This window comes from Stenotrophomonas sp. 1L-E-5-B-C3 (genome assembly GCF_057292075.1).
Window position 1 is genome coordinate 62,559 of record NZ_JBXAWS010000006.1, and the last position, 25,206, is coordinate 87,764.

General features: G+C 65.9%; 19 protein-coding genes. 7 read left to right on the forward strand and 12 right to left on the reverse strand.

What is annotated here, in order from left to right; genetic code table 11:
* The first annotated feature begins 8 nt into the window (after positions 1 to 8).
* The 3 genes from AC0Z6F_RS09650 to zupT all read left to right on the forward strand — a co-directional run bounded on the left by AC0Z6F_RS09650 (position 9) and on the right by zupT (position 1,679).
* Positions 9 to 359 carry a 4a-hydroxytetrahydrobiopterin dehydratase gene (locus AC0Z6F_RS09650; protein WP_006377739.1) on the forward strand — a complete coding sequence of 117 codons (351 nt, stop codon included), beginning with the start codon at positions 9 to 11 and terminating at the stop codon, positions 357 to 359.
* Entirely contained in the window at positions 356 to 772 is a 417-nt protein-coding gene (locus AC0Z6F_RS09655; RefSeq protein ID WP_012511608.1) for an energy transducer TonB, read from the forward strand. The genes AC0Z6F_RS09650 and AC0Z6F_RS09655 overlap by 4 nt, the downstream gene beginning before the upstream one ends.
* A gap of 97 nt (positions 773 to 869) precedes the next feature.
* Positions 870 to 1,679 carry a zinc transporter ZupT gene (gene zupT, locus AC0Z6F_RS09660; RefSeq protein WP_006377819.1) on the forward strand — a complete coding sequence of 270 codons (810 nt, stop codon included), beginning with the start codon at positions 870 to 872 and terminating at the stop codon, positions 1,677 to 1,679.
* Between the two features lie 91 nt (positions 1,680 to 1,770).
* Here zupT and AC0Z6F_RS09665 read toward each other — a convergent pair whose 3' ends face one another.
* Positions 1,771 to 2,745 (reverse strand): RluA family pseudouridine synthase, encoded by a 975-nt coding sequence (locus AC0Z6F_RS09665; protein WP_485617184.1) that lies wholly within the window; start codon positions 2,743 to 2,745, stop codon positions 1,771 to 1,773.
* 407 nt (positions 2,746 to 3,152) lie between these two features.
* Here AC0Z6F_RS09665 and rne point away from each other — a divergent pair, with 407 nt between their 5' ends.
* Complete coding sequence (gene rne, locus AC0Z6F_RS09670; protein ID WP_012511610.1) at positions 3,153 to 6,428, forward strand: ribonuclease E; 3,276 nt, start codon at positions 3,153 to 3,155, stop codon at positions 6,426 to 6,428.
* 142 nt (positions 6,429 to 6,570) lie between these two features.
* Here the strand turns inward: rne and AC0Z6F_RS09675 are convergent, their stop codons facing one another.
* The 10 genes from AC0Z6F_RS09675 to AC0Z6F_RS09720 all read right to left on the reverse strand — a co-directional run bounded on the left by AC0Z6F_RS09675 (position 6,571) and on the right by AC0Z6F_RS09720 (position 20,462).
* Positions 6,571 to 7,464 (reverse strand): endonuclease/exonuclease/phosphatase family protein, encoded by an 894-nt coding sequence (locus tag AC0Z6F_RS09675; RefSeq protein WP_006378058.1) that lies wholly within the window; start codon positions 7,462 to 7,464, stop codon positions 6,571 to 6,573.
* A 2-nt stretch (positions 7,465 to 7,466) separates the two neighbouring features.
* Positions 7,467 to 10,634 carry a discoidin domain-containing protein gene (locus AC0Z6F_RS09680; RefSeq protein WP_006378060.1) on the reverse strand — a complete coding sequence of 1,056 codons (3,168 nt, stop codon included), beginning with the start codon at positions 10,632 to 10,634 and terminating at the stop codon, positions 7,467 to 7,469.
* Positions 10,631 to 11,467 carry a carbohydrate ABC transporter permease gene (locus AC0Z6F_RS09685; protein ID WP_006378064.1) on the reverse strand — a complete coding sequence of 279 codons (837 nt, stop codon included), beginning with the start codon at positions 11,465 to 11,467 and terminating at the stop codon, positions 10,631 to 10,633. Before AC0Z6F_RS09685 ends, AC0Z6F_RS09680 begins: the two co-directional genes overlap by 4 nt.
* Positions 11,464 to 12,345, reverse strand: a complete 882-nt coding sequence (locus AC0Z6F_RS09690) for a carbohydrate ABC transporter permease (protein ID WP_197584973.1) — start codon at positions 12,343 to 12,345, stop codon at positions 11,464 to 11,466. Before AC0Z6F_RS09690 ends, AC0Z6F_RS09685 begins: the two co-directional genes overlap by 4 nt.
* The gene (locus AC0Z6F_RS09695) at positions 12,342 to 13,682 is read right to left on the reverse strand and encodes a sugar ABC transporter substrate-binding protein (RefSeq protein WP_485617183.1); all 1,341 of its coding nucleotides are present in this window, start codon (positions 13,680 to 13,682) and stop codon (positions 12,342 to 12,344) included. The genes AC0Z6F_RS09690 and AC0Z6F_RS09695 overlap by 4 nt, the downstream gene beginning before the upstream one ends.
* A gap of 4 nt (positions 13,683 to 13,686) precedes the next feature.
* The gene (locus AC0Z6F_RS09700) at positions 13,687 to 15,291 is read right to left on the reverse strand and encodes a glucoamylase family protein (protein ID WP_046984367.1); all 1,605 of its coding nucleotides are present in this window, start codon (positions 15,289 to 15,291) and stop codon (positions 13,687 to 13,689) included.
* A 250-nt stretch (positions 15,292 to 15,541) separates the two neighbouring features.
* Entirely contained in the window at positions 15,542 to 18,628 is a 3,087-nt protein-coding gene (locus AC0Z6F_RS09705) for a TonB-dependent receptor (RefSeq protein WP_485617182.1), read from the reverse strand.
* A 76-nt stretch (positions 18,629 to 18,704) separates the two neighbouring features.
* Positions 18,705 to 19,742, reverse strand: a complete 1,038-nt coding sequence (locus AC0Z6F_RS09710; protein ID WP_006378125.1) for a LacI family DNA-binding transcriptional regulator — start codon at positions 19,740 to 19,742, stop codon at positions 18,705 to 18,707.
* A 148-nt stretch (positions 19,743 to 19,890) separates the two neighbouring features.
* Positions 19,891 to 20,166 carry a BolA family protein gene (locus AC0Z6F_RS09715; protein ID WP_006378127.1) on the reverse strand — a complete coding sequence of 92 codons (276 nt, stop codon included), beginning with the start codon at positions 20,164 to 20,166 and terminating at the stop codon, positions 19,891 to 19,893.
* Positions 20,163 to 20,462 (reverse strand): YciI family protein, encoded by a 300-nt coding sequence (locus AC0Z6F_RS09720; RefSeq protein ID WP_012511616.1) that lies wholly within the window; start codon positions 20,460 to 20,462, stop codon positions 20,163 to 20,165. Before AC0Z6F_RS09720 ends, AC0Z6F_RS09715 begins: the two co-directional genes overlap by 4 nt.
* Before the next feature lie 361 nt (positions 20,463 to 20,823).
* Here AC0Z6F_RS09720 and AC0Z6F_RS09725 point away from each other — a divergent pair, with 361 nt between their 5' ends.
* The 3 genes from AC0Z6F_RS09725 to AC0Z6F_RS09735 are packed head-to-tail and all read left to right on the forward strand — an operon-like array spanning position 20,824 to position 24,290.
* Complete coding sequence (locus tag AC0Z6F_RS09725; RefSeq protein WP_046984371.1) at positions 20,824 to 21,729, forward strand: segregation and condensation protein A; 906 nt, start codon at positions 20,824 to 20,826, stop codon at positions 21,727 to 21,729.
* A 13-nt stretch (positions 21,730 to 21,742) separates the two neighbouring features.
* Positions 21,743 to 22,618 carry an SMC-Scp complex subunit ScpB gene (gene scpB, locus AC0Z6F_RS09730; RefSeq protein ID WP_046984372.1) on the forward strand — a complete coding sequence of 292 codons (876 nt, stop codon included), beginning with the start codon at positions 21,743 to 21,745 and terminating at the stop codon, positions 22,616 to 22,618.
* Positions 22,611 to 24,290 carry a pseudouridine synthase gene (locus AC0Z6F_RS09735; protein WP_046984373.1) on the forward strand — a complete coding sequence of 560 codons (1,680 nt, stop codon included), beginning with the start codon at positions 22,611 to 22,613 and terminating at the stop codon, positions 24,288 to 24,290. The genes scpB and AC0Z6F_RS09735 overlap by 8 nt, the downstream gene beginning before the upstream one ends.
* A 115-nt stretch (positions 24,291 to 24,405) precedes the next feature.
* Here AC0Z6F_RS09735 and AC0Z6F_RS09740 read toward each other — a convergent pair whose 3' ends face one another.
* Positions 24,406 to 25,194, reverse strand: coding sequence for an AraC family transcriptional regulator (locus AC0Z6F_RS09740; protein WP_041864562.1), 789 nt, complete (start codon positions 25,192 to 25,194; stop codon positions 24,406 to 24,408).
* Positions 25,195 to 25,206: the final 12 nt, after the last annotated feature.

The following is a 25,206-nucleotide window of genomic DNA, read 5'->3' on the forward strand; positions in this document are numbered from 1 at the left end:
AGATTCCCATGGCCGACCTGATTCCGCTGGCCCAGGCCCGTTGCGTGCCGCGCAAAGGCAGCGACCACAAGCTCGGCGAAGCCCGCCTGGCCGAACTGTTGCCGCAGGTTCCCGGCTGGGAGCTGAGCGAGGGAGGCCAGGCGCTGCTGCGCACCTTCCGCTTCAAGAACTACTACGCCACCATGGCCTTCGTGAACGCGCTGGCCTGGATTGCCCACCACGAGGACCATCACCCGGACCTGGGCGTGCACTACGACCGCGCGGTCGTGCGCTTTTCCACCCACGACGTGGGCGGCCTGAGCGAAAACGACTTCATCTGCGCGGCCAAGACTTCGGCCCTGACGGAGCAACTGCCATGAACGTACGCCTGCTGAGCCTGTCCCTGATCGCTGCGACCGGCCTGGCCGGTTGTGGCGCGTCCGAACCGGCGGCCCCGCCACCGCCGCCGCCGACAGAAGTGGCTGCGGTTAAGACGCCGCCGCCGCAGTACCCGCTGGAACTGGCCTGCATGGGCGTGGGGGGTACCAGCACCTTCAAGGTGACCATCGGCACCGACGGCAAGCCCAGCGAGGTCGCCCTACTGACCGGCGCCGGCAACCCGCAGCTGGACGAACTGGCCAAGACCGCGGTACAGGGCTGGCAGTTCAACGCCGCCACCCGCAATGGCCAGCCGGTGCCCGCCACCATCCAGGTGCCGGTCAGCTTCAACCCGCCGCAGCCGAAGCCGGACCAGTGCTTCGCGGTCGAAGAACGCCTGCGCCGCGGCGGCTGATCGCCCGCACCCGACGAGGCCAGCCGACGCCCGCCTCGCCCTTGCCGCCCCGGCCCTGTCCGGGGCGGTTGTCTGTTGACCAGGATCGCGTCGGTACATGCTGCACATTCCCCCCGAAAATGTCTGGATCGCGCTGGCGGTCACCCTCGCGGCCGGCCTCGCCACCGCCATCGGCAGCCTGCTGGTGCTGTTCTCGCGCCGACCCAATCCGCGCCTGCTGGCGTTCGGCCTGGCCTTCGCCGGCGGCGCGATGGTCTATGTGTCGCTGTCGGAGATCCTCAACAAGTCCATTGCGTCGTTCGCGCTGGCCTATGGCGAGCGCACCGGCTTCACCTACGGCACCCTGGCCTTCCTGCTGGGCGTGATCGTGATCGTGCTGATCGACCACTTCATCCCCAACCCGCATGACAGCCTGGACAAACAGGACCCGGCGTTCCGCGAGAACAGCCGCGAGTACCTGAAGCGTGTCGCCCTGCTGACCTCGATCGCGATCACCGCGCACAATTTCCCGGAAGGACTGGCAACGTTCTTCGCGACGCTGGAGAGCCCGTCGGTGGGCATGCCGCTGGCCTTCGCCATCGCCATCCACAACATTCCCGAGGGCATCGCCATTGCGGTGCCGGTGTACTTCGCCACCCAGAACAAGTTCTACGCGTTCAGTGCCAGCCTTCTGTCCGGCCTGGCCGAACCGGTGGGTGCGGCGCTTGGCTACTGGCTGCTGTCCGGATCACTGTCGCACGCCACCTTCGGCTGGGTGTTCGGGCTGATCGCCGGCGTGATGGTATTCCTGGCGCTGGATGAGCTGCTGCCGGCGGCCAAGCGCTATGCCAAGGGCCACGAGACGGTGTACGGGCTGGTGGCAGGCATGGGCACGCTGGCGATCAGCCTGGTGCTGTTCAAGTGGTGAGCGGCCCCGCAAGCCGCATCCACGCATGGCGTGGATCTACCGGCCCCAGGTAGCGCCAGGCCATGCCTGACGGCAGTGACCGGCACCACCTTCAGCGAAGCCGGTCCAACGCCTCGACCAGCTCATCCGCCAGCGGCGCGTTCAGCACGTAAGGGGTCTTGCCCGCGTCCAGCGCGAACTCCAGCGAGGCTGCGTGCAGGAACAGGCGTTTCAGCCCGATCTGCTCACGAAGCCGCTTGTTCACTGCCGGATCGCCGTATTTATCGTCACCGGCCACCGGATGCCCCAGATGCTGGGCGTGCACGCGGATCTGGTGGGTGCGACCGGTTTCGATGCGCACCTCGCAGTACGAATGACCACCGCGACGCTCCAGCACGCGGAAGTGGCTGATCGATTCCTTGCCGATCGCATTGACCTGCACATGGCGCTCGCCGCCCTGGCGCAGGCCCACGTGCAGCGGCGCGTCGACCGTCATCACACCGTCGGGCATGCGCCCGGCCAGCAGGGTCAGGTAGCGCTTGCGGATACCGGCACCATGGTCTTCACGCAGCAGTGCCTGCAGCTCGCTCAGTGCCGAGCGCTTCTTGGCCACAATCAGCAGGCCCGAGGTGTCGCGATCCAACCGATGGACCAGCTCCAGGGTCTGCCCCGGGCGCAGGGCGCGCAGGGTCTCAATGGCGCCGAAGCTGATGCCGCTGCCGCCGTGGCTGGCCACACCGGTCGGCTTGTTCAGGGCCAGCAGGCGGGCATCCTCGAAGACGATGGCCTGCTCCAGGCGGCGCATGAACGCCTCCGGCGGACCGGCCTTGTCTCCTTCCTCACTGAGACGGATCGGCGGCACCCGCACCTCATCGCCCGCTTCCAGCTTGCGTTCGGCCTTGGCACGGCCGCCATTCACCCGTACCTGGCCGCTGCGCACCAGCTTGTAGACCAGGCTGCGTGGGGCGCCCTTCAGTTGGCCGAGCAGGAAATTGTCCAGGCGCTGGCCGGCACGGTCGGCGGGAACGGTGATCATGCGCACGGAAGGCTTGTCGCCAGCGGGCTTGGTAGGGTCTTGGGCGGTCATCAGGCTGTTTATTCTGTTACACTCGGGGGGCGATATAAGGGATTGATTTCGTTGGAAGTTACTCAGGGCCAGAAGCCCAGCTTCCGACGAATCCGGCACAGTGCGCGACCACCGCCCGCGGGGCGGCCATGTTAGCGGCTCACCGGCCTTCCCGGCCATCGCCGGATGTCTGACACACAACCGTGCTGAACATGTCCCGCGTGGCGCTCCAGCCTGGCTGACAGCTGCCTGCGGCCTGTAACACCCCAAAACCCATAAGAGTGAAGCGCTCCCGCGGCCTGCCGTGGTGTCGTAGCGCTGGAAACCCAAGCCGCCCTCCCCGCGCTTGCGCGAATGGGCGGCGAACCGTGTCCAGAGGCGAAACCCCATGGCGTTCCGCGCGGTAGCCGCTTGCGAGGAACGCAACAATGAAGCGAATGCTGATCAACGCCACGCAGGCTGAAGAGCTGCGTGTTGCCATCGTGGATGGCCAGTCGTTGTATGACATCGACATCGAACAGCCGTCGAAGGAACAGAAGAAGTCCAACATCTACAAGGGCCGGATCTTTCGCATCGAGCCCTCGCTGGAAGCAGCCTTCGTTGAATACGGTGGTGGCCGCCACGGCTTCCTGCCGCTGAAGGAAATCTCCCGCGACTACTTCCAGGCCGGTGTCGACCACAACAAGGCCGGCATCCGCGAGCTGCTGAGGGAAGGCCAGGAAATCGTCGTCCAGGTGGACAAGGAAGAGCGTGGCAACAAGGGCGCTGCCCTGACCACGTTCATCTCCCTGGCCGGCCGCTACATGGTGCTGATGCCGAACTCGCCCAGCGCGGGCGGTGTCTCCCGTCGCATCGAAGGCGAAGACCGGGCCGCCCTGAAGGACGCCCTGGACAAGCTGAACATCCCCGACGACATGGGCGTGATCATCCGCACCGCCGGCGTCGGCCGCGATGCCGAAGAGCTGCAGTGGGATCTGGATTACCTGCTGAACGTCTGGCGCGCCATCGCCGAAGCCGCGCTGAGCAAGCCGGCCCCGTTCCTGATCTACCAGGAATCGCGCCTGATCGTGCGCGCCCTCCGTGACTACCTGCGTGCCGACATCGGCGAGATCCTGGTGGACACCGAGGAGATGTACGAGCACGCCAAGGAGTTCATGCAGCAGGTGATGCCGCAGACCCTGCGCAAGCTCAAGCATTACAAGGACGACATCCCGCTGTTCAACCGCTTCCAGATCGAATCGCAGATCGAGGGCGCCTACGAGCGCAACGTACGCCTGCCGTCGGGTGGTTCGATCGTGGTCGACCAGACCGAAGCGCTGACCGCCGTCGACGTGAACTCCTCGCGCGCCACCAAGGGCAGCGACATCGAGGACACCGCCTTCCAGACCAACCTGGAAGCGGCCGAGGAAGTGGCCCGCCAGCTGCGCCTGCGCGACCTGGGTGGCCTGGTGGTCATCGATTTCATCGACATGGCCTCCAACAAGCACCAGCGTGAGGTCGAGAACCGCCTCGCCAACGCGCTGAAGTACGACCGTGCACGCGTGCAGGTCGGCCGCATCTCGCGCTTCGGCCTGCTGGAAATGAGCCGCCAGCGCCTGCGCCCGAGCCTGGGCGAGTCGAGCCAGATCGTCTGCCCGCGTTGCGACGGCCACGGCCGCATGCGCAGCGTCGAGTCGCTGTCGCTGTCGATCATCCGCGTCGCCGAAGAGCACGCGATGAAGGAGAACACCGGGCAGGTGCTGGTGCAGGCCCCGGTGGAGATCGCCAATTACCTGTTGAACGAGAAGCGCAGCGCTCTGCGCGAGATCGAGCAGCGCCATGAGGCGCCGATCGTGATCGTCGCCGATGAGCAGCTGCACACCCCGCACTACGCCGTCACCCGCCTGCGCGACAACGAGCTGGGTGAGGAAAGTGGCAGGCCGAGTTACCAGCGCGGCACCCCGCGCAAGCTGCCGGTGCACGCGCTGACCAAGGGCCAGCTGAACATCCCGCCGCCGATGGTGACCCAGGTCAAGCACAACTCCCCCGCCCCGGTGCGTGAGGAAGTTGAGCCGGCTGCAGCCCCGGCTCCGGCACCAGTGGCCGCGGTCGCTCCGGCCGCAGCCGCCAGTGGTGGCGTCGTCGGCTGGCTGAAGCGCATCTTTGGCGGCGAGCCGGCACCGGCGCCCGCACCGGCTCCGGCCGCACGCCAGCCGCAACAGGACGGTGGCCGCCGTGACCGCAACAAGGATCGCAACAAGGACCGCAAGGACCGTCGCGATGACAGCCGCGGCAACGGCAATGCGCAGCAGCAGAAGGACGGCGGCAACCGCAAGGACCGCGGTGAGCAGCGCAAGGACGGCCGCCAGGGTGGCAACGGCGCCAATCCTGGCACTGGCAATGCCCAGCAGCCGCAGCAGCAGGGCAAGCAGAAGGATCAGCAGAAGGACGGCCAGCAGCAGCCGCAGCAGAACAAGCCGCGCAACGAACCGCAGGCCCAGAACCCGCAGCAGCAGCCGAAGCTGAAGCAACCCCGACAGCCGCGTCCGCAGCAGGACGGCGACAAGCCGGCCGAAAAGCCGCAGCGCAATGCCGCCGAAGCCTCTACCGAAGTGGTCACCGCTGCCGCTGCAGTGACCGCGACGGCGGTCGTCGCCAATACCGTGACCGCGCAGGAAGCCACTGCACCGGTTGCGCCGGTTGCCGCTGCCGCACCGGTGGACGCCGCACCGGTGGTCGAGACCGCCATGGCCGCAGGCACCGAGGCTGAAGCCGCTGTCGTGACCGGTGAAGAGGCCACTGCCGAGGCCACGGGCGACCAGACTGGCGAAGGCGCGAGCCGTCGTCGTCGTGGCCGTCGTGGTGGCCGCCGTCGCCGCCGCGGTGGCGCCGAGAACGCGACCGGCAATGACGCCCTGGGCGACGACCAGGACGACGGTGACGAAGGCGATGACGCCGACGGCACCGAACCGAACGTGGGCAACACCAGCGAAGCCGCTCCGGTCGCCGTCAGCCAGCCGGTCCGTTCGCAGCCGGAGTTCGATTTCGACGACGAGGCCGAACCGGCCGCCGTCGAAGCAGAGAAGCCGGCCCGTGCCGCCGCAGCCGTCGTGGCCGCGCCGGTCGCGGTGGTAAGCAGCGCCGTGGTCGAAGCCGCCGTTCCGGCCGTCGCCGAGACCGCAGCCCCGGTTGAGACCATTGCCAAGTCCGAAACGGCGTCCTCGCCGGTGCAGACCAGCATGCTCGACGCCATCGACGCAGCGACCCCGGTACAGCCGGTCGCCGTTGCCGCCCCGGCGGCAGAAGTGAAGCCGGTCGTGGAAGACGTCGCTCCGGTGATCGAAGCGAAGCCGGTGGTGGTTGAAGCCGCTCCAGTGGTTGAGTCGAAGCCGGTGGTGGTTGAGGCGGCTCCGGTCGTGGAATCGAAGCCGGACGTTGTTGAAGCCGCCCCGGTGGCTGAAGCGAAGCCGGTCGCGGTTGAAGCTGCCCCGGCGGTTGAAGCGCCGCAGGTCGTCGAGACCGCGCCGATCGCTGAACAGCCGGTCGCTGCGGTAGTGGTGGAAGCCGCGCCGGTGGAAGCCGCTGCACCGGTCGCCGAGGCGGTGGTGACGCCGTCGATCGACCCGGTCGCCGATGGCCACGCCGATGCGGCCGCCCAGGCTGCTGAAGCCAAGACCGACGAAGAAGACGAAGAGGCTGCCAAGCGCACGCCGCCGGCAAACTGATCGATCTTTGATCGCGTGAAAACAAAACGGCGGGGATCGATGATCCCCGCCGTTTTTGTTTGTGCGTTGGGTAGAGGCCGACCCTGGTCGGCGCTGCTGGTTCGTGCCAACCAAGGTTGGCACCTACCGAAGTGTGTCTGCGTCAGGGGCTCGGTGCGAACTGCAGGCGGGTCCACACACCGTAGTGGTCCGAGGCCCAGCGGCCGCTGTCGTCGGGCTGGTCGAACAGGATCTTCGCCTCGCGCGCCACCATTTCATCCTGCTGGAAGAAGATGTGGTCGATCCGCGATGGCGCCTGGTAATAGTGGCGGTTGAGTGTACTGACCCCGGCCAGGTCGGTGTTGACATGCACGCTGCCGTAGCTGTCGCCATAGCGGCTGCGCAGTTCGCTCAGATCGCCGGCATCCACCAGCGCGTTGAAATCGCCTGCGATCACCACCGGTGCCGCAGCGGAAGTGGCCGTGATGAAGCGCAGCAGATCCTCCACCTGGGTGCGACGGATGCGTTGCCCGCTTTCATCGCTGCGCTCATTGAGATGGGTGGCATAGACGTTCACTGGCCTGCCATCGACGTCGATGCGCAGATGGGCGACGGTGCGGTAGTCATCCAGCGGCAGCAGCAGGTGATCGTTCCGGGCCAGCACCGGGCGCCGGGTCAGCAGCGCATTACCATAGCGCTTCGGGGCCCCGACCGGATCGGTGGAAACGAACAGATACGTGTAGCCGAGCTGGCTGGCCAACCACTGCGCCTGGTTGCGCAGGGTACGGCGCTGGATCACCTCCTGCAGGGCAATCGCATCGGGCTGCAGGCGCTTGAGTTCGGCAACGATGCTGCGCCGGCGGCTCGGCCAGTCCTCGCGATCATGATGCAGATTGAAGGTGACCATGCTCATGCTCATGCCCGGCGCATGGGCGGCATCGGCCTGCAACGTGTTTGCCGACGTTGCCGCCGCCATCGCGAGGCCAGACAATGCCAACGCGACGGCCAGCCCAAGGGCACGCACGACCGTGCGCGCCCTCGTCCCCTGTTGCTTCATTGTTACTGTCCCTTGCGTTCGGCGCGGCGTACCGCGCTTGGCACTTCAATCTCGACCCGTGCCGGCAACTGGTGCACGTGCAGTTCCTTGTTGACCCACTCGACCGTTTCGCCGTTGATGGTCGCCTCGCCCGGATCACCCGCGTATGGCCACGGCAGCACCACGCCGCCGACCGGCGGCACCAGGCCCGGTTGCACCTCCAGCACCAGCTGCTTGTCGCTGCGCTGCAGGCGATAGTTCAGCTGGCCCTGCGGCGTGCGCAGGCCCTGCACGGCAATGCCCTCGCCCTGCAGCCACGCGCTCGGCACGCCCGCGGCCAGCACCAGCGCGTCGTCCATGTCGCGGTGGTAAGCAAACATGTCCAGCGCCGAGCGCACGAAGTCCGAGGCCACCCAGGCATGCGGCAGGTCGCCGACGAAGAACGGCTTGCGCGGCGTACGCGAGACCACTTCGGCCCACTGGTTCCAGGCCTGCGGTGCGCGATCCTTGAAGAAGAACTCGGTGGCCTGCCAGGCACGGTCGCGCCAGCCCAGGCGCACGAACGCGGCCACGTTGCGCCACTCGTACGGGGTGTAGTCCTTCCACTCGCGCTTGCCGTCGCGACGGGCAACGAACTCGTTCCAGTAGCGTTCGAAGGTCGCCTCCAGCGCCTGCTGCGGCAACCTGCCCTGTTCGCCGCCCGGGGCCAGTGCGATGGTGGTCGACGTCGCGTCGAAGTCACCCAGCTCGGCCGAACCCGGGAGATAGTCGATGTTGTGCTGCTGCATCGCCGACAGCAGCGACGCCTGCAGGTCATCGCGGAACTGGTCGCGCGATTCGGCAATCTGCATCGCCTCAACCTTGCCCAGCTGGGTGGCCAGCTGCGCCGCATCCTTGTAGCCGCGCAGCGCCCAGAAGTTGTCCCAGTACGAGTGCATCGGCTTGGCCGAATAACCCTCGTGGCTGATCGACGCCGGCATCATCCCGTAGAAGGCAGGATTGCGCGCGCGGCTCTCCTCGGTGCGCTCGCTGGCGCGCAGCTGCTCCATGTAGCCGTAGGCGCCCTGCACATGCGGCCACATCAGCTCGGTGAAAGTACTGTCGCCGGTGTAGCGCCCGTACTCGGCGATGCTGTAGATCAGCTCGCCATGGCTGTCGTTCTCCGGCACCGGATCGCTGCCGCGTGCATCGACGCAGCACGGCACCTTGCCGTTCTCGAACTGGTAGGGCGCGTACCAATTGATGTAGTCGCGCACCGCATCGCTGCGGCCCATGCGCAGCAGGCCTTCGGAAATCATCGCGCCGTCTCGGATCCAGCTGCGCGCATATGACCGCGTGCCCGGCTGCAGGCGCGGGCCAACACGCGAGATCAGCATGTGCGCGACTGCAGTACGCAGGGTATCGACCAACGCCTGGCCGGCGGCCGGCACCTGCAGCGACACCACACCCAGCTTCTGTCGCCACTGTTCGGCCACCTGCGCCTGTGCCTTGGCCACGTCCAGGGCCTGCGGTGCCCAACCACCGGTCTGCGGCAGCACCACCGCCACTTCGCGGCTCTGGCCGGGCTCCAGCTTGATCGTGTACAGCAACGCTCCGGAGGCCATGCCGGTGCTGTCCTTCACCGTCGTGGTGGCCGGATACTTCCCCTCCGCCAGATGCATCGCATCCAGCTTGCCGTCGAAGGTGCTGGCGAAGCGTGCGTCCGGCACCTGCAGCGGATAGATGCGCGGCTCGCCATTGATCCGCACCAGCTGCTCGCCGACATCCAGCGCATCGATACGGCTGAAGCCACCGACGGTGTTGAGGAACTGTGTCGGCGGGTTGACCTGCCAGGGACGGATCGCCAGCGCCAGGGTGTACTCGTGCGCGACCTTGTCCGGGTTGCTGAGGCGATAGCGGCCGATCAGCTGCGCGCGCTCGGGAGTGCCCTGCACGAAGCTGGTCACCGCCAGGCCGGCCTTCTCATGCACCCAATCGACGTTGGCGATCGGCAGGTAGTGGTCCTGCAGCGATTGGGTGATGGCAACCTTGGACCAGTCCAGCAGCTTGCCATCGAGGCGGATGAACGGTTCGATGCTGAAGCTGCCCTTGGCCGGCTCCAGTGCGCCGTCCTCGCTGATCAGCGCCTGCTCCTGGCCACCATCGAGGCCCAGCAGGGTCCAGTACGGCTGCTCGCCCACGTAGGCACGCGGCAGCGACCCGCGCGGCAGGTCGGCGGCCACCGAAGACAGGAATGCGTTCGGGGTCGCGGCGAAGGCCAACGGCTTGAGCGCGATATCACGGATACCGTAACGCCAGTTCGGGCCATCCTGCAGGTCGAAGCGCACGTAGCGTGCATCGGTATCCGGCAGCGCCAGCCAGTCACGGCCACCGGCACCACTGGTCACCTCGCGCACGGTGCGCCAGTCACGGCCATCCTCGGACGTGCGCACGGTGTAGCGGCGGGCCTCCAGGTTCGGCAACCAGTCGATCACCGCGCCACCGATCTCGCGGCTTTTGTGCAGGTCCAGGCTGATGGTCTGCTGCTTGACCCCGCCACTGATCCAGAAGGTATCGCTCCTGCCGTCGATCATGCGGTCCTGCAGCGCCATCGCGGTATCGGCGATCACCGACGGCACCAGCGCCGACTCATCCTGCGGCGGCAGGCCCTGCAGGGTCAGTTTGTCGAAGCACACCGTGCCGCGCCCACCGACCTTGCTGTAGATGGTGAACTCGACCGCGGCGCTACGCGCCATCTCCTTTTCGGGCGACGGGCCCCAGGCCTTGTCGATCTGGCGGCGGCGGTACTCCACCGGCGTCCAGGCTTTGTTGAAGCTGTACCCCGGCCGGTTGACCCACCAGACGTTGTCGCCGCTGGCGTCGATCAGCTTGAACTGCAGGTCGTTGCCCGGCGAGTCACCGCGCAACTGGAAGCCAAAACGATAATTGACCGGGTATTCGATGTTCAGCGCGCGACGGATGCCGACATAGCCGGAAACCTTGTGGAAGTCGTAATCCAGGCACAGCGCGCGACCACCGCCGGCACCGCTGACCGGTCGCAACGAGCCGCTGACCTGGTCGGACAGCACCAGCTTCCAGGCACTGATGTCGTCGAAGTCGTCCAGCACCTTCGGTGCCGGCAGCGCCGGTGGTGCGGCGATCGCCAGGGAGGTCCACAACAGGCCCAGTCCAACGGCGATCGCTCGCTTCATCCTTTGACGCTCCCCAGCAACAGACCTTGGATGTAGTACCGCTGCAGCACCAGGAACAGCGCCAGCACCGGAACCACGGTGACCACCGCGCCGGCCATCATCATTTCCACGTCCATGATGTGCTCGCGCGAGAGGGTGGCCAGCGCCACCGGCAAAGTGTAGTGCTCCTGATCGGTCAACACGATCAACGGCCACATGAAATCGTTCCATGCGCCCATGAAGGTGAAGATGGCCAGGGTCACCAGCACCGGCTTGAGCATCGGCAGCACGATCTGGAAGAAGATGCGCAGCTCCCCTGCCCCATCTATGCGCGCCGCTTCCAGCAGTTCGTCCGGGATCGAACGCGCGTACTGGCGGACCAGGAAGATGCCGAACACGCTGGCCAGCGCCGGCACGATCACGCCGCCGAAGCTGTTGACCAGGCCCAGCTGCTTCATCAGCAGGAACAGCGGCAGCATCGCCACCTGTGCCGGGATCACCAGTGCGGCCATCAACACCTGGAACAGGCGTTCGCGGCCGACGAAGTTCAGCTTGGCGAACGCATAGCCGGCCATGGTGTTGAGCAGCAGCGAGCCGAGGGTGATGCCCACCGACACCAGCAGGCTGTTGGCGAAGTTGCCGCCCATGCCGGTGCGCGCGAACAACTCATGGTAGTTGCGCGTGGTGATGCTGGACGGCAACAGCGGCGGTGGGAAGTGGGTGGCCTCGCCCTGCGGCATGAACGAAACCGAGAGCATCCACAGCAGCGGCGCCAGGCTGACCAGGGCCAGCACCAGCAACGCACCATTGATCAACCACGGGTACCAGCGCGACTGGCCGATTTCACGACTCATACCAACTGCCTCTTGCGGCCGAAACGCAGCATCACGGTGGTCACCGCCAGGATGATCAGGAACAGCAGGAACGCCACTGCAGAGGCGCGTCCCAGGTTCCACCACTTGAAGCCTTCCTCGAACATGAAATACAGCACGCTGACGGTGCTCTGCAGCGGGTCGCCACGGGTCATCACGTAGGGTTCGGCGAACAGCTGGAAGTAGCCCGAGACCGTGATCACGCCAACCACCAGCAGCACCGGGCCAAGCATCGGCAGGGTGATATGCAGGAACTGCTTCCAGCGCGAAGCGCCGTCGATGCGTGCGGCCTCGTACAGGTCATGCGGGATCGCCTGCAGGCCGGCCAGGAAGATCACCATGTTGTAGCCGAAGTTCTTCCACACCGCGAACAGCATGATGGTCGGCATCGCCCAGTTGGGATCACCCAGCCAGTCGATCGGGCTGATGCCCAGGTGGCCCAGGCCGTAGTTCACCAGGCCGTAGCTGGTATGGAACAGGTAGCGCCAGATCACCGCCACCGCCACCAGCGTGGTCACCACCGGTGCGAACAGCGCGGTACGGAACAGCGCCTTGAAGCGCGCGGCCGGTGCATTCAGCAGCATCGCCGCGCCCAGCGACACGCCGATCGACAACGGCACACCGATCAGCACAAAGTAGGTGGTGTTCCACAGCGACTTCCAGAACATCGGCGTCTGCAGAAGATCGACATAGTTGCCCAGGCCGACGAAGCGCAGGTTGCCGCTGTCGGCCAGCGCATACAGGTCGAAGTCGGTCACGCTCAGCGCCAGTGCCGAGGCCACCGGCAGGCCGAAGAACATGCCCAGCACGATCAACGAGGGGCCGGCGAAGATCCAGCCGGCCAGCGAAGTACGTTTCATTGCGCGCTCCCGGCGGCCACGGCGCTGCTCGAACGCGGCGACGGCGCACGTTGCTGCAGGCGTTGTTGTTCATGCATCCAGCGACGCTTGGCCAGCACCTTGTCCACGCGCTGGTCCAGTTCTTCCACGGCCTTGTCCTGCGGCAGCCCGCCGCGCACCACCTTCTCGGTGACGATGCGCATTTCCTGCACGATGCGCTCCCATTCAAGCACCTTCGGCGTCGGCTTGACCCGCTCCAGCTGGTCACGGAACGCAGCGGCCAGCGGATCGTTGGCCAGCGACGGCGCGTTCCAGGTACTGCGGCGCGGCGGCAGGTCGCCGATGATCGAATGGAAGCGCGCCTGGATTTCCGGGCGCGACAGGAACTCGATCAGTTTCCAGGAGGCTTCCTTCTGCTGCGACTTGCGGAAGATCACCAGGCTGGTGCCACCGGCAATGCCGGCGCCCGGGCCATCCGGACCCGGCAGCGCGGCGGTGCCCCACTGCCCTTCCAGTTCCTTCGGCTGCAGCTTCTTGAACTCGCGGATGTTCCAGGGGCCGGAAATGTAGAACACGTTGAAGCCACGGAAGAACTCGTCCCAGACGTTGGAGATCTGCGTCTCGGACATCTTCGGCGCCCAGCCCTGCTCGAACATGTTGGCGTAGAAGGCCAGCGTGCGACGGAAACCGGGGCTGGCGAAGTTGCCGCGGGTGTCGTCGTCGCGCAGCAGCGGATCAGGCTGCTGCAGCGCCAGCGACAGCTGCTGCTCGAACTCGTTGATCGGCATCAGCACTGCATAGCGGCTCGGGCCCTGCATTCGCTTGATTGCCGCCATCTGCTCGTCCCACTCCTGCCACGTGCGCGGCGGGTGGTCATAGCCGGCTTTGGCCAGCAGGTCCTTGCGGTAGTAGATCAGGCGCGTATCGACGTACCACGGCACGCCGACCAGTTCACCGTGGATCACGTTGGTATCCCAGATGCCCTGGAAGTAGTCCTTCGGGTCGACCACGGCCGAACGCTGCACGAACGGCTGCAGCGGCGTCAGCGCGTCGAGTTCGGCGAACTCCGGCACCCAGGTGTTGCCGAGCTGGCACACGTCCGGCAGGCCGTCGGCGGCGAACGCGGTCAGCAGCTTCTCGTGCGCGGCCGTCCACGGGATGTTCTGCACATCCACCTTGATACCGGGGTTCTCGGCCTCGAATTCGTGGATCAATTCGCTGACCACCTCGGCTTCGCGCCCCATCGCCCAGAAGCGCACGGTGGTGGTGCCCGGCTCGGTGCGGGCGCAGCCGGCCACGGCCAATGCGGCCAGGGCAGGCAGCGCCCAGCGGCGCAGGCGGTCGATCCAGTTCGGCATCAGGTTACTTGCCCTGGCCTGTGGTGCGGTTGGCATTGTTCTTCTGTTCCTGCGCGGCAGCCGCGCGTGATTCGGCGATACCCACCGCGCGTGCCGCCGCGGCCTTTTCGTCTTTCTGCAGTTCCAGCGGCTGGAAGGAGCCTTCCGGCGCCAGCCAGCCACCGTTGAACCCGGCCCGCTCCAGGCCCTTGCGGATGTACGGGTTCTTCTTCATCACTTCCCAGACAAAGTCATCGCGGTAGTTGGCGATCATGGTCAGGATCGGGCCCTGGTCGATGGCGATGTAGTCGCTGGCGACCCAGCCCCGATCCGGCACCAGGCGACCGGTCTTGATCGGGATGTCGTAGTTGAAGCTGGGGTTGAACGAATCCAGGAAGCCGTAGCTGGAATAGATGTAGTCGCCAAAGCGCTTGTGCATCTCCAGCGTTGCCGGGATCACCTGCTCGGGGGCGAACACCACCGACGCGATCGCAGCGGTGGGAGCGATGGTGCCGTCATCGAAGTTCTCGCGCAGGCCAGCGCCGCGCGAGGAGTAATGGCGGAACTGGCGCTGCTCGCCGCGATAGTCCTGGGTGGTGTTCTGCGGTCCGTCGCTGGCAGTCAGGCCCCACACGTTCTCGCCGTACTCCTTCCACTGCATGGGGTTGGCGATGGCGTATTCGCGTTGGGCCAGCGCGGCCGAGCGGCTGTTGAGGAAATAAGTGCTGCCGCGCTCGCGCATGTACGCGTCCTGGATGTCGCGGAAGTCGATCCAGACGTGGCTGTACTGGTGGCCGAACAACGGGCCGAATGACAGGTATTCCTGGCCCTGGTACACGCCCCAGTCGTTGTCATAGGTACGCGTCCACACGGTCCACGCATCCGGGCTGACCGGGTGCGTCGGCGAGCCCAGGGCGAGGATGTAGACCATCATCGCCTCGTTGTAGCCCATCCAGTCGTGGTCGATGAAGCCGCTCTCCGGGAACCAGCCCATCGAGATCAGCGGTGCACGCTGCTGCAGCCACGGCCAGTCGACCTTCTTGTACAACGTGTCGGCGATCTGGCGGATCTCCTTCTCGCGCGGATCGTCGCCGTCGTAATACGACTGCGCGAACAACACGCCCATCATCAGCAGTGCGGTATCCACCGAGGACAGTTCGACCCAGCTGTCGTAGCGGCGGCCTTCCTGCATGTCCAGGAAGTGGTAGTAGAAGCCCTTGTAGCCGGCCTTGCCGGTGCGCTGCGGGCCCATCGGCACGTCGCGGAAGAACTTCAGTGTGGTCAGCGTGCGGTCGATGGCCTGGTTGCGGCTGACCCAACCGTTCTCGATGCCGATCGGATAGGCAGTCAGCGCGAAGCCAACCGAGGCGATGCTGGCAAACGGCCTCGACGGGTAACGGTCCGGGGTCAGGCCGTTGATTTCGTTGGTGGTGTCCCAGAAGAACTGGAAGGTACGGCGTTCGATGTCATCGAAAAGCGGCGGCAGCACCGGCTTCATCGGCCGCGGTGGCGCGTCGGCCTCGATCAGGATCACCTGCGGCTGAGGCTTGGCAGGCTCCTGCTGGGCCGGCTGGCAGGCAGCAACGACCAGGCTCAACGCTGCGGCGGACAACAGATGGCGTGCCAGCATGGCGCGATTTCTCCGGTGGTCTGATCGATGGGAAAGCATACCGTCCAATGATCTGAAATCGTTTACAAGATGCGTTCTTAAAAAACCACGAAATACGTGGTTTGACACCGCGATCATTGCCCACGCCGCTGCCCCCTGTCCGGCAGCGGCGTGGGCAATGGACCGGCACGGGGCCGGCCATTGCCGTTTTCACGCGATCGATGCCGCCGGCGAACCGGCGACATCGGGGTATTGCTTCAGGCGGATCCGCTTAGAAGCGGAAGCCCACTTCCGCCTTGACCTGGCGCGGGGTACCGATGACGTCGCCGGTCTCGTTGTAGCTCACCAGCAGCTTGCCGTCCTGCTTGACGTAGTTCAGGTTCGAGAAGTTGTCGAAGTTGAGCACGTTGATGATGTCGATACGCGCGTACAGCTCGGTATCGCCAGCCAGCTTGAAGGTCTTGGTGGCCTGCAGGTCCAGCGAGCGGTAGCCGAAGATCTTGCCACCGAGCAGGAAGCGGCCATTGCCACCCGGAGTACCGGCGGCCGGAGTCGGCAGGCAGTTGGCGGTGCCCGCCTGGGCGATGCAGGACCAGTCGTTGCCCGGCGTCGGCGTGGCCAGGGTCAGCTTGCCACCGAAGGTGATGCCCCAGAAGCCATCATACGAACCGGTCACCACCAGGCGGTGACGCGGCGCGCCGTTGGACTTGATGGTCGGGTATTCACCAATGGTGCCGCGATCGAACGAGTAATGCTCGTTGATGTTGCGGTTGTGACGCGCGTTGGTCCAGGTGTAGGCGATCGAGGTGCCCCAGCCGCTTTCCTTGCTGTACGGCTTCTGCGCCGACAGCAGGACCTGGGTCGATCGGGTCTTGATGCCCTGCTGGCCGATGATCAGGCTGCCGAAGCCCGGAATGTTGCAGTTCCACGGCTGACCATAGGTCGGCTCCTTGGCACCACACAGCATCTGGTTGTCAAAGAAGTTGCCGTTGTTGAAGCGGTTGCCCAGGGTGAAGGCAAAGCCGTCATAGGTCAGCGTGCGGGAGATCGTGGCATCGGTCAGCCACTCGCCGAACTGGTTGCTCATGCCCAGGCTGAACTGGTCGGCGTACGGCACCTTCATGTTGTTGTTCAGCAGATCGACTTCCATGCCTTCATTGCTGGTGGAACCCAGCAGTTCCTGCACATTCTCGATGCCGTTCATCAGGTTCGGATTCCAGTCAAAGCACGGCGTCTGACCGTACATGCAGTTACCGGTGGCCGGATTGCGGAAATACACGGTTGGCTGCGGCAGCGCCAGCTTGGTGGTTTCCAGTGCCAGGTTGTCGAACAGGTCGCGGTCGTAGGAACGGCCGGCGCCACCATGGAACACGTGTCGTTCGTCGGCATTGACGTCATACGAGAAGCCCAGGCGCGGCTGCCAGGCATTCTTGAAGTTCTTGCGGTTGTGGCCGGTGCTGATGTAGTCGTTGACGTTCAAACCACTGAGCGCCAGCGTCTGCGCGTAGGTCTGGGACACGCCCACCGGCGCGTTCGGATCCTGCGAGAACAGCGCTTTCACGACCTCCGGCGGGGTCACGAAATCGGTATAGACCGGATTCTTTTCGTAATCCCAGCGCAGGCCGATGTTCAGCTGCAGGTGATCGTTGACCTGCCAGTCATCCTGGATGAACAGACCAATCTGCTTGACCTTGGCGCGCACTTCAGACTGCACGCCGGTGACACCGGTGCTGGCCTTGGTGAACTGCGCCTTGTACGGCGTGCCCGACGGGAACGCCGGGTTGTCGATGGTGTAGGAGAACTGCGGATTGATCTGCGCCGCGTCGGAGGCGTACAGGTCGATCTGCTTGTACTTGGCACCCATCTTGATGGTGTGGTCGCCAGCCCACTGCAGGCCATCGAGGGTCAGGTTGTCCTCGATCGCCCAGCCCTTCTGGCCCTTCACCTGCGAGGCGAAGGCATCGGCTGCGCCGACCTGGACAAGGGTCTTCTCCTGCGGACGGTTGGCGTCCGAGTCACCGAAATCCGGTGCGGTGTAGATGATGCCGTTGCCAAAGCTCAGCGGCAGCGGATTGTTGAAGGCCTCCTCGTGGGTAACCATCAACTCGTTGTAGAAGCGCTCACCGCTGTGGTTCCAGCGCAGCGCGTAACGGCGGTCGGTGTTGTCCACGACCTTGCCGTGTACCTTCGCGGTCTGGCCACTGAACTGCTGCTGGGTTTCGTCGCGATCCTGGAAGGTCAGTTCGATGCGATCGTTGTCGGTCGGCTCGAAGTCGATCTTGGCGAAGATCAGGTCCTGCTGGAACGGCTGACTGGCCGGACCAAGGCCTGCGGCACCGTCAGCGGGCAGATTGGCGGCCGACGGAGTTACAGCACCGTCCGGCGCGATGGTCACCGGCAGGTCGAAGCGCTTGGCTTCATAGGTGACGAAGAAGTGGGCCTTGTCCTTGATGATCGGGCCACCCAGGGCGAAGCCATATTCCTTCTCGGCCGATTCTTCCTTGCTCTTGCCCGGCTGGCGTTCGGCCGGGGTCATCGCGCGCATGCTGTCGTTGGTGTAACGGTAGAAGGTTTCACCCTTGAACTCGTTGGTACCGGACTTGGTAGCGGCGGTGATCGCTGCACTGGACACCTGGCCGTACTCGGCCTTGTAGTTGCCGGTGATGACCTTGTATTCACCGATGGCCAGCTGCGGGAACGGATTGCCTGCGCTTCCGGACTGGCCGGAGATGCCGCCGCCCTTGACGTAGCTCTTCTGGCCCACACCATCGATGTAGACGTTGGTGCCGTCGGAATTGGTGGCGCCGCCGCGCAGCGAGGTGTTGCCCTTGGCATCGCGGGTGAAGATCATGCCCGGCACCGCGTCGGCGAACTCCAGGAAGTTGCGCGACACCTGCGGGGTGGTCTGGATCTGCTGCAGGCTGACGGTCTTGCCGACTTCAGAGGTGCGCACTTCCTGCAGCAGGGTCGGCGCAACAACGTTGACGGTGTCCAGGTTGGTGGCTGCGGTCGTGCCGGGAGTACTGCTGGCGGCGTCGGCAAAGTTCAGCGTCGCGGTCGAGGCCACGGTGACGGTGACCTTCTGGGTCTGGCCGTTGGCGACCACGTTGTAGGTGCCCGGATCCAGGCCCATCAGCGAGTAGCTGCCATCGGCACGCACGGTGCCGCGACGGACGGTGCCGGTGGCTACGTTGGTGGCGGTCACTTCGGCGCCGGCCTGGGCGCCGGAAACCTGGCCGCGCAGGCTGGCATTGGCCGACTGCGCCATGACGTTCGGAGCGGCGGCCAGCATCAGGCAGCTGACCAGTGCGGTGCTCAGCAGCCGGCGTGCCGGCGTGCGGAAGGTGGTGTGCATCATCAACTCAATCTCCGGGTGGCGGTGACCGCTCGCGCGGCCCCTGCGATCAATCAAAAAAGAAGGAACGCCTCTGGCTTCAATGGCCCGATGGCGGAGTGGTGGAATCGCGAACTATCAAGCGGGGAACCAGGGTCTGCTTGTCCCCTGTCCCGTCCGTGGAGGTGCCGTCCATCAACTGCAGCAGGCGCGTCATGGCCCGGTCGCCGAGCTCGGCGATGCTGACCTGCATGGTGGTCAGCGACGGGTGCACGAAACGCGCCAGCGGAATGTCATCGAAACCCGCCAGCGCGACATCGGACGGGACCTGGACGCCGGCCTGCGTGAACGCATACAGGCAGCCCAGGGCCATCATGTCGTTGGCGGCGAACACGGCATCGGGCAGCGCTCCGGCTGCCAGCAACTCCTGACCGGCGCGATGGCCGGAAGCTTCGTCGAAATCACCGGGCAGCTCGATGCCTTCGGCGCCACTGCCAAAAGCCGCCAGTGCGTCACGGAAGCCGCGCAGGCGCTCGCGCGCGTCGAAGTTGAGGTCCGGGCCAGAAATGAAGGCAATGCGGCGATGACCGGCGTCCAGCAGATGGCGGGTCATCGCCATCGCACCGGCGTGGTCGTCGATGCTCAGCACCGGATGGTCCTGCCCGGGCAGATAGGTGTTGATCAACACCGTCGGCAACGACTGCGGCAGGTTGTCGGTCAGGAAGCCCGGACTCTCGGCATAGGGCGAGAGCACCAGCAGGCCGTCGACGCGGCCGCGCATGGCGCGCAGGGCCGCGCCCTGCTGTTCCTGGTCACCATGGTAGCTGGACACCAGCAGGTGCTGGCGGCGGTTGCGGGCCACGCCGTCGATGCCGCGCATCAGTTCGGAGAAGAATTCGCCGTACAGGTCAGGCAGCACCACGCCCACCGTATTGGTGCGGCGGCTGCTCAGGCTGCGGGCGGCGGCGTGCGGGGTGTAACGCAGCCGTGCGGCCACCTCCAGCACAAGCTGGCGGACCGGTTCGGCGACATTTTCATGCCCGTTGAGCGCGCGGGAAACCGTGGCCACGGAGACCCGGGCTTCGCGTGCGACGTCTTTGATTGTGATAGCTGCCTTGTTCACGAAGCCGCCCTCCACGGCTTGGACCTACCAGCATTGGCGCGGAATGTAAGCGTTTCCATCTGGGCTTGTAAACAGTCCGTTAGGCGAATGTCCCGAAATGGACATGGAAATCTGTCTGTGCCGGCCCCTGCGGGGACCGGCCAGGACAGCGTGGGACAAGGCCTCAGCCCTGTTCTGACGGGGTCAGCGCACGGATGGACAGCGCGTGGATATCGGTCTCCATCATCGCCCCCAGCGCGGTGTAGACCGCGCGGTGACGGGCCAGCGGGCCCAGTCCGGCGAAGCGATCGCTGACCACATGCACGTTGAAATGGCCGCGACCGTCGCGGGCACCGGCATGGCCGGCATGGCGATGGCTGTCGTCCTCGATTTCGAGCACGCTCGGGGTCAACGCCTGCTGCAGCGCATCACGAATCCGCTCGATCCGTTCCGCGTTCACGGCAGCACCTTGCGGAACGGTCGCACCTGCACATGGGTGTAGACACCTGCCGCCACGTATGGGTCGGCATCGGCCCAGGCCTGCGCCTGCGGCAACGAATCGAACTGGGCAATCACCACCGAGCCACTGAATCCGGCCGGGCCCGGGTCTTCGCTGTCCACCGCCGGGCACGGCCCGGCCAACAGCAGGCGACCCTCGTCGCGCAGCGCGTGCAGGCGCGCCAGGTGTTCCGGCCGGGCCTGCAGCCGTTGTGCCAGGACATCCTGGCCGTCATACCCTTCAATCACATACCACACCGGCATTTCCTCGCTTGCGTTGTCGGTGCGCTGATTCTAGCCAATGCGGCCCTTGGCCCGGCCGCGGCTGGACACTGGCGCGGCAAAGGCTTACCCTAGACTCCATTGCGCGTGGCTGGATGCAGCAGCCCGTCGGTTTTTGCGGCCAACGTAGCCCCCGACGACCGTCCCGCTGTTTCAAAGGGGCCACGTAGACGACCTCCCCGTAGTCCCGTCGCTGCCGATTCCTGCGGCGCGTCCTGCTGTTTGATATGTGTGGAAGCGCGCCGAACCCGGCGTGCCTGGTGCCCTGGGGCTCCGTGGCGTTGGCCCGGTGAACCCGGTGCCGCGACTGGTCCGTTGCAATCCTGATGTCCATTAGATGACTTCCGAACTCGCGCTCGACGCGAACCCGCCAACCCGGCCGCCCGCCCCCCAGCAGCAGGAAATGCCGCTGGCCGTGGTGCATGGGCAACCGGTCCTGCAGATTCCGCAGGACCTGTACATCCCGCCGGATGCGCTGGAAGTCATCCTGGATGCCTTTGAAGGCCCGCTGGACCTGCTGCTGTACCTGATCCGCCGGCAGAACCTGGACGTGCTGGACATTCCCGTCGCCGAGATCACCCGGCAGTACGTGGAATACATCACCGTGATGCGCGAGCTCCGTTTCGAGCTGGCCGCCGAGTACCTGGTGATGGCCGCGATCCTGGCCGAGGTGAAGTCGCGCATGCTGCTGCCGCGCCCGGTCAGCGAGGAAGGCGATGAGGCCGACCCGCGTGCCGAGCTGGTACGCCGGCTGCAGGAGTACGAACGTTTCAAGCAGGCTGCCGAGGACATCGACGCCCTGCCCCGCCAGGACCGCGATACCAGCCTGGCCCATGCCTTCATGCCCGAACGGGCGACGGTGAAACTGCCGCCGCCGGTCGACCTGAAGGAAATGCTGATGGCCCTGCACGACGTGCTCAAGCGCGCCGAGCTGTTCACCGGCCACGCGATCAAACGCGAGGCGCTGAGTGTCCGGCAGCGCATGGGTGAAGTACTCGGCCGGCTTGAAGACGGCAAGTTCTACCGCTTTGAAGGGTTGTTCACCGCCGAAGAAGGCAAGCTGGGCGTGCTGGTCACGTTCCTGGCGGTGCTGGAACTGGCCAAAGAGCAGCTGCTGGACATCGTCCAGGAAGAACCGCTGGCGCCGATCTACGTGAAGTCATTGGCCGCCGGCAATACCAACGCCCCGCTGCAGTTCAGCAGCGAGTTCGACGACAACGACGCCGCCAATGCCAACGAGTGAGCGCTGACTGCCGATGGATCAACCGCTGATCGACCGCATTGTCGAAGGTGCGCTGCTGGCCTCCAGCCAGCCGCTTACCCTGGCCCAGCTGAAGGACCTGTTCCCGGAAGAGGAACCGGCACCGCCGGGCAGCATCGAACGTGCGCTGGAACGCCTGCGCGACGCCTGCGAAGGCCGTGGCGTGGAACTGGTCGAGGTCGCCTCAGGCTTCCGCTACCAGGTCACCGGCGAAGTACACGGCTGGATCAGCCGGCTGTGGACCGAACGCAAGACCCGCTACACCCGCGCTACTTTGGAAACCCTGGCGCTGATTGCCTACCGGCAGCCGATCACTCGCGGCGAGATCGAACAGGTGCGCGGCGTGGCGGTCAGCAGCAACATCATCCAGGCGCTGGAAGAACGCGAGTGGATACGCGTGGTCGGGCACCGCGACGTGCCTGGCAAGCCGGCGTTGTTCGGTACAACCAAGGGCTTCCTGGACTACTTCGGCCTGAAGCGACTGGATGAACTGCCGCCACTGTCGGAACTGAAGGACCTGGGCGAACTGGAGCCACAGCTGTCGCTGGACCGCGATGCACCGCCCCGGGCTGGCGCCGAAGGCCCCGATGTTTCGACCGGTGGTCACGATGACGCCGCCAATGATGACACCGGCCTGGCCGGCAGCGAGACCCCCGATTCCGCCGATGCAGCCCCTGCCTCGGCCTCCGATGAGCAAGCACCTTCGCCCTTCGATGATGGGCATCCCGATTCCGCGCCGGGCGAGCGCGCGGTGCCAGTGAACGAACGCGAAGACAACGCCGTCGCGATGACGACCGTGGCTGTTGACCAAGCCGATTCCGAACCAGAGGCCGACCTCGAAACCGTCGGCCGGAGCAAAACTGATGAGTGACACCCCCCGTAACAAGCTCTCGCTGAAGCGCGAAGCCACCTCCGAACAGTTCAAATTGGAAGAACGCCTGCACAAGGTCCTGGCCCAGGCCGGCCTCGGCTCGCGCCGCGCGCTGGAACAGCGCATCGCCGAAGGCCTGGTCAAGGTCAACGGTGAAGTCGCGCAGACCGGCATGTCGGTCAAGAGCGGCGACAAGATCGAGCTGGACGGCCGTGGCTTCGTCGCCACCGCCCTGGCCGAGCCGTCGCGCGTGCTGGTCTACAACAAGCCGGAAGGCGAAGTGACCACCCGCGAAGACCCCGAAGGCCGCCCGACCGTGTTCGAGTCGCTGCCGCCGCTGAAGGGCGCGCGCTGGATCGCGGTCGGCCGCCTCGACATCAATACCACCGGCCTGCTGCTGGCCACCACCGACGGTGAGCTGGCCAACGCCATGATGCACCCGTCGTTCGAGGTCGAGCGCGAGTACGTTGTGCGCGTGCGTGCCCCGGAAGGCGAAGAGAAGGTCTCCGACGCCATCATCGACCGCCTCGGCCGCGGCGTGGCACTGGAAGATGGCCCGGCCAAGTTCGACGAGATCGAACGCATTGGCGGCACCGATTCGCACGACTGGTTCCGCGTTGTGGTGAAGGAAGGCCGCAACCGCGAAGTGCGCCGCCTGTGGGAATCCCAGGGTTGCCAGGTCAGCCGCCTGAAGCGCACCCGCTACGGCAAGGTTACCCTGCCGCGCGAACTGGCCCGCGGCCATTCGGTGGAGCTGGGCAGCGCCCAGGTCGAAGCCCTGCGTGCGCAGCTGAAGCTGGAAGAAGGCGCGCCGTCGGCGCTGACCCTGCAGCCGGTGATCGGCCAGCGCCGCGCCGCCAAGACCACCGTGCGCGTACGCGAAGGTGGCCGTGGCAATGCCTACGTCAACGGCCACAACACTGCCGATGAAGGTCGCGAGCTGCGTCGTTTCGACAACGTCCGCGAAGACCGCGGCCGTGGTCGTGGCGGCAAGGCAGGCGGCGGCTTCAAGGGCGGCCTGACGGTCAGCGGTGAAGCCGCAGCCAAGCAGTCGCAGAAGCCGTTCAAGCAGCGCGCACAGAAGAACGACCGCTCGTTGCCGGAAGGCAACCCGGCGGCATTCCGTACCTGGTATGTGCCGGACGGTGTCAGCACCGGCCCGAGCGGCCACCGCAATGCCGGTCCGGGTGCTCGTGGCCCCGGCGCACGCGGTCCGGGCGCAGGCGGCCAGGGTCGTCCATACGGCAAGCCGAAGGGTCCGGGCGCAGGCGCCGGTGGCGGCCAGGGCCGTGGCGGTTTCGGTGGTGAAGGCCGTGGCGCCGGTGGCGGCCAGGGCCGTCCGGCCGGTGCCGGCAACCGCTCGCAGGGCCAGGGCAACAAGCACCCGTACGGCCATCCGGGCAACGCCCCGAGCTTCCCGTCCGACCACGCCAATCCGGGCTTCAACCCGTATGGCAGTGCGCGTCCGGCCGGCAACGGTCGTCCGGGCGGCAACGCCAATGCACGCCCGGGCGGCAACCGCGGCGCAGGTGGCCCCGGTGGCAACCGTGGCCCGGGCGGTCCCGGCGGCAATCGTGGTCCCGGCGGCCCGGGTGGCAACCGTGGCCCGGGTGGCCCCGGCGGCAACCGTGGCCCCGGCGGCCCGCGCCGCAGTGGCCCGCGCGGCGGCTGATCGCTGACGCGAGCGACATGAAAAACCCCGGCTCCGGCCGGGGTTTTTCTTTAAAAAGGGGACGGAGGGGATTAATTCGTTTTTGCCACGGTGTGTATCGAAGGGGCGAAAACGACTAATCCCCTCCGTCTCCTTTTGCGTGGCGCTGGAAAGCGGCGGGCGTAGTGCCGGTCATGCTGCGGAAGAAGGCAATGAACGGGCTCTCGGCGGAGAAGCCGGTGTCCTGGGCCACATGGGCGACGCGATGGCCGAGCAGCAGCAGCTCCATGGCCCGCATCAGGCGCCATTGCTGGCGCCAGGCCTGATAGCTCATGCCGGTATCGCGTTGCATCAACCGACCGACGGTACGCGCGCTCAGGCCTGTGCGCGCGGCCAGCTCCCCCAGTTCGGGCGGCAGCTGTTCGGCCAGCGGCAGGCAACGTGCAATCCGCGGATCACGCGGTAAAGGCAGGTCCATCGGCGCCACCGGTGCAGCGGCGATTTCCAGCACGCACAACGCCAGTTGGTGGTGCGCACGCGGCGCCTGCCAGTCCTGGTCGAACGGTGCCTGTGCGATCGGCTCCAGCAAGGCCTGCAGCAGCGGGCCTACGCCGATGATCGCCGGCTGCCGGGGCAGCTGGGCCGACAGGGTGGCGTCGAAGTACAACGAACGGTAGTCGACCGCTTGGCGCATCTGCGCGCGATGGCGCAGCCCACCCGGAATCCACGCTGCGCGCGCGGGCGGCAGCAGGCTGATGCGATCACCATAGGTCAGACGCGTACAGCCCTGTCGGGTGTACAGCAGCTGCGCGCGTGCATGCTGGTGCCAACCCGAATCGTGATCCGCCAGTGAGGCCGCGATCCCCAGCACCGGAGCGCTCCAGGCATCGGCGTCGAAGTGCGCGTCCGGCTGCAACCAGGCCATGTCTGATTTCAT